Raw genomic sequence first — 9,081 nt, 5'->3', positions numbered from 1 at the left:
ACTATTAGTGCTTTCTTTTTTTATTTATTAGAAAAGCGTCGCGTGCTTTTCCCTTTTTCTTCAGGCAAAAACAACCTAAACATGTTCTTCTACTAAATAGGTCCAGCCTTCTTCTTGTCTAATTTTACCTTCTTTCATAAGATGCCCCAACGCACGTTTAAAAGCAGCTTTACTCAAGCCGAATTTGGCCTTAATGACTGGCGGTGCCGTTTTATCGCCATATGGCATTTTACCATTACGCCGTTGCAAAAACTGCAAAATCGTTTCACTATCACCAGTTAACGCTTTTTCTTTAACATACCGCAACGATATATTAATTCGACCATCTTCTCGCAGGTACGTAATCCGCCCTTTAATTAATTGCCCAATCAAAATAGGCCCCGAAAATTCACTACGATGTAAGAACGCAATCCATCTTTCACGCGTCATGATATATGCACCTTGATCGGTCATATTATATACAGCGCCTTCTACCCAATTGCCAATAACCGCTTCTGTTGCCGGTTTAGAAGCTCTGCGCATCTCATCTTCGACTTCCATCGAAACAGCTAATCTACCTGATTTATCTTCATATAATTTGACCCAAATATACTCGCCTTCTTTCGGGCGCCCTTTCATTTCGGCAAAAGGCATAAAAATTCCCCGTTCCGTTCCGACTTCTACAAAAGCACCAAAACGGGTCGTATTAATGACTGGTGCATATCCAATCTGCCCAACCTTGATTTTAGGTAAATGCATACTCGCCGTCAATCTGCCTAACGGATCATGATACAAAAAAACATCGATCATATCACCTACCGCTAAAGGCCTAGTTTGTTGATTTTTGTGAAGTAAAATATCATCGTTTGTATTACCTGTACCGCCATCTAAAAACACGCCTACATCGCTTTCACGTAAGACTTTTAATGTTGCCAAACTATTTTCTTGCCATATTGCTGCCATCTTATTCACCCTCAAACGAAATCCGTTGTGCGTCACTCCAAAGTGATTCTAAATCATAATACGTTCGTTGTGCTTCCACAAAAATATGAATAATTACTTCTCCCGCATCTAATAAAATCCAATCACCCTGCCGGTAACCTTCCGTATGGGCAATGGTATAGCCTTGTGTTTTTAGTCTTTCTTCAATTTCATCTGCAACACTACGTGCCATCCGCTCATTTCGTACGGTACATAAAACAAAATAATCAGCTAATAAAGACGTGCCTTCCATATTTAATATCGTCACGTCCCACGCTTTTTTATCAACTGCCGCTTGAGCAGCTAATTCATAACTGGTAAGTTCTACCTTTTCCTTAGTTTCTTTCTTTATAATCGGCATATTCTTCTCCTTTAAGATATGATACATCAATTTTTTTTCGTTTCACTAGACGGATCATTTTTCTGCTCTGTTTTCTTATCACTTGCTGACGCTGGAGCAATCGCATGATTCGTTGTTCCTATTAATTTTTGTACTTCCACTGGATCAAACACCCAATATGATCGATTCGATGCGTCCAAAGCATTTCCCATTTCGCCCGGTAAGATGTAAAAATTTATTTTATTTACGGGCATATCGGCAAAACTATAGGCAAGATGAGCGATATCTTTCGTTTTAATATTTGATTGCACATAATGCCAAAAACGATACATAAATACCATATTCGTAATTCCCCAATGCTGTTGACGATTATGATATAACTGCTTTACGAACCGTTCTTGCCGCAATGTTCTTGCCAATTCCCCCTCATCATTAATATATCGCACATAGCCAAGGGCATTTTCACCATTAAGCCTTTGATACCCCTGATAAATATTAAATTCTGTTTTTCCCTTACGGTCACCATGATACATGCCGCGTTCTACGTACATCCGTAAGCCCCCATTCATATCCATAAGCTTGAAAAAGGCATCGGGCGTACAAATCGCATAAAACGGAACTGGAATATGAAAAATATCCTCAACAACTGCTTTTAATAAAGATATCCCCCCCTGTGAATATATATCACGTAAATATTCACTCTTTTTTTCTTGTCTACTTTCTACTTTCGTATTATCAGGAAGCATAATAAAATCAAGTTGTTGTTTTTCTTCATTCACCGCAGCGACTGCGATAAAATTCGTTTGTTTCGGTTGTTCTTTATCTACCCCTACAATCAATACATAAAGTGGCACATCTGGACTGATTTGAGAAAATGCTTTCGTACTGTTAGCCCCTCGTTCATTCGTAGAAAAGGCTGAAAATGACGCCCCCAAACGAATGATAATTATCCCTAAGATCACCAGCAAGATAACCACTCCTAGAGCTATTCTTTTCCATAAACGTCGCCGCTGGCCAATAACTCGTGGATGAACAGAACGCCGTCTTTTTTTTCTATCTCGTTTCATATCCTTTTCCTTCTTTATTCTTCATAATCATAGCCAATAAAGCATTACGATTGACAATGGTACCCACATAAATAGGTTGCTTTTCTTCCAATAAATGATATAACGTTGAATCATAACCGGCCAATACCGCCCTATCTAAATCTTGTTTAGCTAAGGCTCGTAATGTTTCTACACCTGGAAAGGTTCTATGTACTTCAATATAATCTGCCAAAAACACAATTTTTTCAAGCGTATTCATCACGGGAGCTCCCGTGGTATGGTGTGCCAAGGATGCTAACAATGTAGCATCGGTTACACCAAATAGCTCTCGTGCCATAGTAACCGCCGCATAGCCATGCAACAAATTGCCATTAACCATAATTTCTGTATCTAACGTGTCGCCAAAGGATCGTTGTGCCAAGGATTGCATTTGCTCTAAGGGAAGCTGTTTTGCCACATCATGCAATAGGCCTGCAATTTCCGCTTGTTCCGGATCTCCACCATACTGTATAGCTAATTGCTTTGCCGCCGCGGCAACACCAACCACATGCTGATAACGTGCTGTTGTCAAGTGCGTCTTTACGTAGTGTAAAATTTGTTCTTTTTGCATTATCCTCTCCATTTATATACCCCATTTACTTCTATATACTCTTGTACAACCGTTGGTAAAAAATAGCGAACTGATTTTCCCTCGGAAAGCCTATTACGTATATCCGTTGACGATATCTCCATAGCAGGTACAGGAAGTTTGATGATTTTCTTACTACGTGTTCCAAAATAGGTTGCGACCTGATCTATGTTTTCGGTGCCATCTGGTCGTACGGCACCTACCACATAACACGCATCTAATATCGCTTCTGGTTCTTTCCAATAAATCAAATCGTGAATCGTATCCGTACCAGAAATAAAATAGATTGTTACCCCTTTTCCCCAGTGTGTAGCAAAATGCGTAATCGTATTAATCGTATATGAAATACTAGCTTGCTGTATTTCCCAATCGCTGACCTTAAAATAAGGATTATCGGCAGTTGCTAATTGCGTCATTTCAAGACGTTGTAAAGGCGTTGCTCCCTGCACTTCCTTTTGGGGTGTCTGATAAGAGGGAACAAAATAAATTTTCTCTAATCCCAACGCCTGTCTTGCTTCTTCAGCGATCATTAAATGCCCCATATGAATTGGATTAAAGGACCCTCCCATAATCCCTATTTTTACCTTATTCATAATACCAATAAATGCCTCCCCAACAGATACACATGGTCACTATATATAATATGAATAATAGGCCATAATATTTCCACTCATATTGAGTCTTTGGTGCCATCATGTACTGCCGTAGCGTACGATAATAACCTTTTACCCATCGTCTCATTACCGAATTTGTCCTTGTCCTTGAATTTGATATTTGTAAGACACAAGAGCGGTTAATCCCATAGGACCACGCACATGCAATTTCTGCGTGCTAATGCCAATTTCTGCACCAAAACCAAATTCAAATCCATCGGTAAAACGAGTAGACGCATTGACATATACGGCTGCTGAATCAACATCTGCTAAAAACATAGCTGCACGTTCCTTATCTTCCGTAACAATTGCTTCCGAATGATGTGTACTATATTGACGGATATGTGCTAAAGCCGCTTCTAAAGATGGCACCGCCTTAATAGATAAAATTAACGCATTATATTCTGTTTGCCAATCTTCTTCTGTTGCCGCCTTTTCAATTCCCAATGCCTGTATTTGTGCATCTCCTCGTAATTCCACGTGCTGTTGTACCATCCGTGGCTTTAATTTTTCTAAAAAAGGTGCTAATACAGCTTCATGTACCAACAATGTTTCCATTGCATTACATGTAGAAGGACGTGAAACCTTAGCATTTTCGACAATATTTACAGCCATATCCAAATCGGCATATTTATCTACATACACATGGCATACGCCACTCCCTGTTTCAATACAAGGAACCGTTGCTGTATTCACAACCATTTGAATTAAACCAGCACCACCGCGTGGAATAGCTAAATCAATATAAGGACGCAATGTCAACAATTCTTTTACTAACGCCCTATCTGTATTTTCAATTAATTCTACCGCCGCCGTAGGTAACCCCGCCTTTTGTAATGCCTCTTGAATAACCTGTACTAACACGACATTAGAATGAATAGCCTCGCTTCCACCACGTAATACACAAGCATTTCCAGATTTTAAACAAAGAACAGCCGCATCTACCGTAACATTAGGGCGTGATTCAAAAATAATAGCAATAACCCCCAACGGTACGGTAATTTTTCTAATCAACAACCCATTGGGACGCCGTTGTTCCGAAAGAATATGACCAACCGGATCTTCTAAGGACGCAACTTGACGTACCCCTTCGGCCATACTCAACACCCGTTCTTTCGTAAGTGTTAACCGATCAATCATTGCTGGGCTCATGCCACGTTGACGAGCCCTATCAATATCTTTCTTATTTTCTACTAAAATACGTTCATACGATACTTCTAATGCGTGAGCAATCGTTTCTAAGGCCTTATTCTTAACATCCGTAGAAACGTTCGCTAATTTCCGTGCCGCTATACGTGCCTCTTTTGCTTTGATAACTACTTCTGATGACATATACTTCCTCCATCTTATTGCATAATCACTAAATTATCTCTATGTACTACTTCTTCATAAACACCTTCATGCCCTAATATATGAGATATATCTTCACTCTTATACCCTTTAATCGCTTGTATATCACTGGCATTATAATGAACAATCCCCTTCGCAATAACCAGTCCATCATACATAATAGATACAATATCACCTGCTTCAAAGGTACCTTTTACTTCCATAATTCCCACCGCTAACAAACTCGATCCATGCTGAATAATAGCATTTTTACAGCCTTCATCAACGATAATCGTTCCCCGCGATTTGCCTGATGATAAGAGCCATCTTTTTTTGGTATGCAACGACGTTTCTTTTCCGGGAAACCATGTTCCCACTTCCTCGCCAACACAAATACGTCGCAATACATCCTCTTCGCTTCCTGAAGCAATAACCATATCAATATGAGCCGCTGTAACCAGAGCCGCCGCTTGAATTTTAGTAAACATGCCGCCCGTACCTCGTGCCGTACCAGCTCCACCCGCTATATCATAGCAATGCCGATCAATCGTTTCCACCACCGATATAAGCCTTGCATCATCATGTTCTTGCGGATTTTTGGTGTATAAACCATCCACGTCAGAAAGTAAAATCAATAAATCCGCATCAATAATAGTACTTACCATAGCCGATAAAGAATCATTATCACCAATTTTAAATTCATCAATAGCAACAACATCATTTTCATTGATAATCGGAATAATTCCCATATCTAGCATGGTCAGCAACGTATTCCGAGAATTAATAAACTTACTCCGATCATGGGCATCCATGCGTGTTAATAAAACTTGCCCCACCGTTTGTCCATATTCACGGAATATTTTTTCATATGTATGCATTAAAACCCCCTGCCCTACGGCTGCTACCGCCTGTTTTTCACGAATAGACTGAGGTTTATGAGTTAGTCCTAACGGTCCCATACCCGCACTTACGGCTCCAGAAGAAACTAAAATCATTTCCTTACCTTGATTGGATAAATTAGCTATATCTCGTGCCAATCTATCAATACGATGATAATTCAATTTTCCCGTAGCATATGTTAAAGTGCTAGAACCAACTTTGACGACAATTCGCTTTTTAGCTACTAAAGCTTGTCGTTGTTCTGACATACTATCACGACCTTATTATAGGATATCTTCAAAATGAGATTTTTCCTTTTTCTTTTTAAATAAAATACCATAACGACCAATTACTTGAATCACTTCCGCCCCTAACATATCCGCTAAGGCTTCTATCGTTTCTTTTGTATCTAATACTGCATTAGGCAATACATGCACTTTAATCAATTCCCTTGCTTGTAAGGCCTCCCGCGTACTATCAATCAAGGTATCACTCATGCCTTCTTTACCAATTTGGACAACTGCCGACAGCTGTACTCCCAATGCTTTTAATTTCTGTTTTATTTTCCCCTTCACCCAATCATCTCCTTATGCGTGATATTCAAATTCCATTTCATAAATTCTAACAGTATTCCCATCGCAAATACCTTTTTCTTGTAATAATTTATCAAGTTCCATATAGCGCCAAATACGCTGAAACCGCCGTACCGACTGGTCATCATCAAAATTCGTCATCGCTACGAGATTTTCAATACGAGATCCCGTAATAACAAAAGCACCATCACTAGCACGGGTGATAACAAAATCTTTCGTATCCTTTGCTCTATATATGACTTCTTCCTCTTTCTCTTCTGCTTCTGCCTGATAAGCTTCTACTTCTGTCCATACGCGTTCGAGCAACACATCTAAGCCTTCACCCGTAACCGCACAAATAGGATATACTTCATTTCCCCTTTCTCCCATGTAGGCTTCTAACCGTGTCAATGCTTCTCGATTGTCCCCTAATAGATCTACTTTATTTGCCACAATAATCTGTTTTTTATGTGCTAATTTTTCACTATATTTTACCAATTCTTCGTTTATTTTTTCATAATCTTCAATCGGGTCCCGACCTTCCATGCCCGATACATCTAGCACGTGTAATAAGATTTTTGTACGTTCAATATGACGTAAAAAAGTATGTCCCAAACCAACGCCTTCACTAGCACCTTCAATTAATCCCGGAATATCCGCCATTACTAAGGTCCGGTGATCGTTTAAATCAACTACCCCTAAAATAGGATGTAATGTCGTAAAATGATATGCTGCAACTTCAGGCTGTGCCGCTGAAACCTTACATAAAATGCTTGATTTTCCCACACTAGGATAACCTAGCAACCCTACATCGGCAAGTAATTTTAATTCCATTTGTAACCATAATTCTTCACCCGGTTCACCTTTTTCAGCAAACGTTGGCGTCCGGTTTGCACTCGTACGAAAATGCCAATTTCCCCGACCTCCGCGACCGCCTTTAGCAACTACGACACGTTGCCCATCAACACGCAAATCAGCTAGCAAATCGCCATTACTTTCTTCCTTTACAATCGTTCCGACTGGTACGGGAATGATAAGTGGCATAGCATCTCGTCCGTATTTATTGCTGGACAATCCACGCCCACCCGGTTTCGCTTTAAATAAACGTCGATACCGAAAATCTAACAACGTATTTATATTTCTATCAGCAACAAGTATCACATCGCCCCCTTGACCACCATCGCCGCCATTAGGACCTCCCTTGGGTACAAACTTCTCATGACGAAAACTACTCATGCCATCTCCGCCTTTACCCGATTGAACAAAAATTCTAGCTTTATCTATAAACATATAACACCTCTTATGCAAAATATAAACGTATCTACATAGAAAAAAGACACAGCATCCATATACTATGTCTCCTGTCTATCTGTCCTACTATATAATTATTTTTTATTGTAAAGCAAAATAGCAGACCTGTAAAGTATTATTTCTATTCTTCTACGGGAATAGTGTAAGCATCGGGTAACACCGCTTTTTGGGCTTTTCCTGAAAGCAACCGATACGCAGCTTGAAGTGGTAAATCCTGTCGCCATAAAGGATCTTCCTGTACTACCACATCAGGCGTAATACCTTGTAAATGAATTTCTCGACCTTTATTCGTTTTATACCGAGCAATCGTTAATTTAATTACCCCTTTATCTGCTAAGGGATACACCGTTTGAACAGAACCCTTACCAAAAGAAGGTGTTCCAACCACTTTACCTAAATGTAAATCTTGAATATCACCAGCAACAATCTCAGAGGCACTAGCAGAAGATTTATTCATTAATACGGCCATAGGAATAAGATCTTTCGTTCCGGCAGCCCGAAAAGTTTGTTCTTTACCGTTCGCTAACGAAAAGGATAAAATCGTACTATTTTTCGGCACGAAATTAGAAGAAACAGCTACAGCCTCTTGAATTAACCCTCCTGGATTATTCCGTAAATCTAAAATTAACATTTTCATGCCTTGCTTACGCAATGTTCGATAGACTTGCGTAAACTCTTTTCCCGAATCTTCCCCAAAAGCAAATATTCGAATATACCCAACATTAGAGCCCGCAATAAGCGTTCCCTTCACCTGCTTAATTTGTAAAGCTTGTCGCGTGAGCGATACCTCCTTTTTCTGTCCTTGACGCAATATGGTTAACCGCACGGGAGTTCCAGGCAAGCCACGTATCGCTTCAGATATTTTTTCTATGGTCCAATCCGTTGTCGCTTGTTTATTAATCGCAATTATTTCATCACCCCGCTGCAAACCTGCCTGTTTTGCTGGCGAAGGTGTCACGGTATCCACTAAGTAAGTAACTTGAACCCTCCCATTAGCCCCTTCTCCTAACAAAACACCGATACCACCATAAGATGCAGATAATTGTTTCTTAAATGCATCAAATTCGCGTGCAGAAAAATAACGTGAATAAGGATCGCCCGTAGATTGTACAATACCCCGCAACGTATTCTCTAAGACAACGGGACCATCAACGTTGCCAGCAAATTGTTGCCGTACCAATAGAACCGTTTTATATACCAAAAACATCCCCGGTGCACTACCAAATAACCAATAAGACAACATTAATGTACCGCCAACAAAACCGACAATAGCAACCAAAATTCCCCCGAGAAACAATTTTAATTGTCGTTGATATTGTTTGATAATTCGTATCATATTTTTATGTTGTTTCACTCCTATATA

Annotated in this window: 10 protein-coding genes; all 10 read right to left on the bottom strand. The window is 39.8% G+C overall.

Features of this window, described 5'->3' with window-relative positions; all coding sequences use genetic code 11:
- Window positions 1-75: 75 nt before the first annotated feature.
- Window positions 76-942: a S1 RNA-binding domain-containing protein gene (locus HMPREF1040_RS03895; protein WP_007392612.1), complete on the bottom strand. Its 867-nt coding sequence runs from the start codon at window positions 940-942 to the stop codon at window positions 76-78.
- A gap of 1 nt (window position 943) precedes the next feature.
- On the bottom strand, window positions 944-1,321 hold the full coding sequence (rsfS, locus tag HMPREF1040_RS03890) for a ribosome silencing factor (RefSeq protein ID WP_007392576.1): 378 nt from the start codon (window positions 1,319-1,321) through the stop codon (window positions 944-946).
- 26 nt (window positions 1,322-1,347) lie between these two features.
- On the bottom strand, window positions 1,348-2,367 hold the full coding sequence (locus HMPREF1040_RS03885) for an LCP family protein (protein ID WP_007392579.1): 1,020 nt from the start codon (window positions 2,365-2,367) through the stop codon (window positions 1,348-1,350).
- Window positions 2,354-2,956, bottom strand: a complete 603-nt coding sequence (gene yqeK / locus HMPREF1040_RS03880; protein ID WP_007392587.1) for a bis(5'-nucleosyl)-tetraphosphatase (symmetrical) YqeK — start codon at window positions 2,954-2,956, stop codon at window positions 2,354-2,356. The genes HMPREF1040_RS03885 and yqeK overlap by 14 nt, the downstream gene beginning before the upstream one ends.
- Entirely contained in the window at window positions 2,956-3,567 is a 612-nt protein-coding gene (gene nadD / locus HMPREF1040_RS03875) for a nicotinate-nucleotide adenylyltransferase (RefSeq protein ID WP_007392590.1), read from the bottom strand. Before nadD ends, yqeK begins: the two co-directional genes overlap by 1 nt.
- A gap of 147 nt (window positions 3,568-3,714) precedes the next feature.
- Window positions 3,715-4,959, bottom strand: coding sequence for a glutamate-5-semialdehyde dehydrogenase (locus tag HMPREF1040_RS03870; RefSeq protein WP_007392613.1), 1,245 nt, complete (start codon window positions 4,957-4,959; stop codon window positions 3,715-3,717).
- Between the two features lie 14 nt (window positions 4,960-4,973).
- Window positions 4,974-6,104 carry a glutamate 5-kinase gene (proB, locus tag HMPREF1040_RS03865; RefSeq protein WP_007392589.1) on the bottom strand — a complete coding sequence of 377 codons (1,131 nt, stop codon included), beginning with the start codon at window positions 6,102-6,104 and terminating at the stop codon, window positions 4,974-4,976.
- Window positions 6,105-6,119: 15 nt separating this feature from the next.
- Entirely contained in the window at window positions 6,120-6,410 is a 291-nt protein-coding gene (locus HMPREF1040_RS03860; protein ID WP_007392610.1) for a YhbY family RNA-binding protein, read from the bottom strand.
- 12 nt (window positions 6,411-6,422) lie between these two features.
- Window positions 6,423-7,697, bottom strand: a complete 1,275-nt coding sequence (gene obgE / locus HMPREF1040_RS03855) for a GTPase ObgE (RefSeq protein WP_007392603.1) — start codon at window positions 7,695-7,697, stop codon at window positions 6,423-6,425.
- A 142-nt stretch (window positions 7,698-7,839) separates the two neighbouring features.
- A complete protein-coding gene (locus HMPREF1040_RS03850; RefSeq protein WP_007392609.1) occupies window positions 7,840-9,072 on the bottom strand; it encodes a S41 family peptidase in 1,233 nt (410 codons plus the stop codon).
- Window positions 9,073-9,081: the final 9 nt, after the last annotated feature.

Source organism: Megasphaera sp. UPII 135-E, assembly GCF_000221545.1.
GTDB classification, from domain to species: Bacteria; Bacillota; Negativicutes; order Veillonellales; family Megasphaeraceae; genus Megasphaera; species Megasphaera hutchinsoni.
The sequence above is the reverse complement of the archived record's forward strand: the minus strand, read 5'-3'. Positions and strand labels throughout refer to the sequence as shown.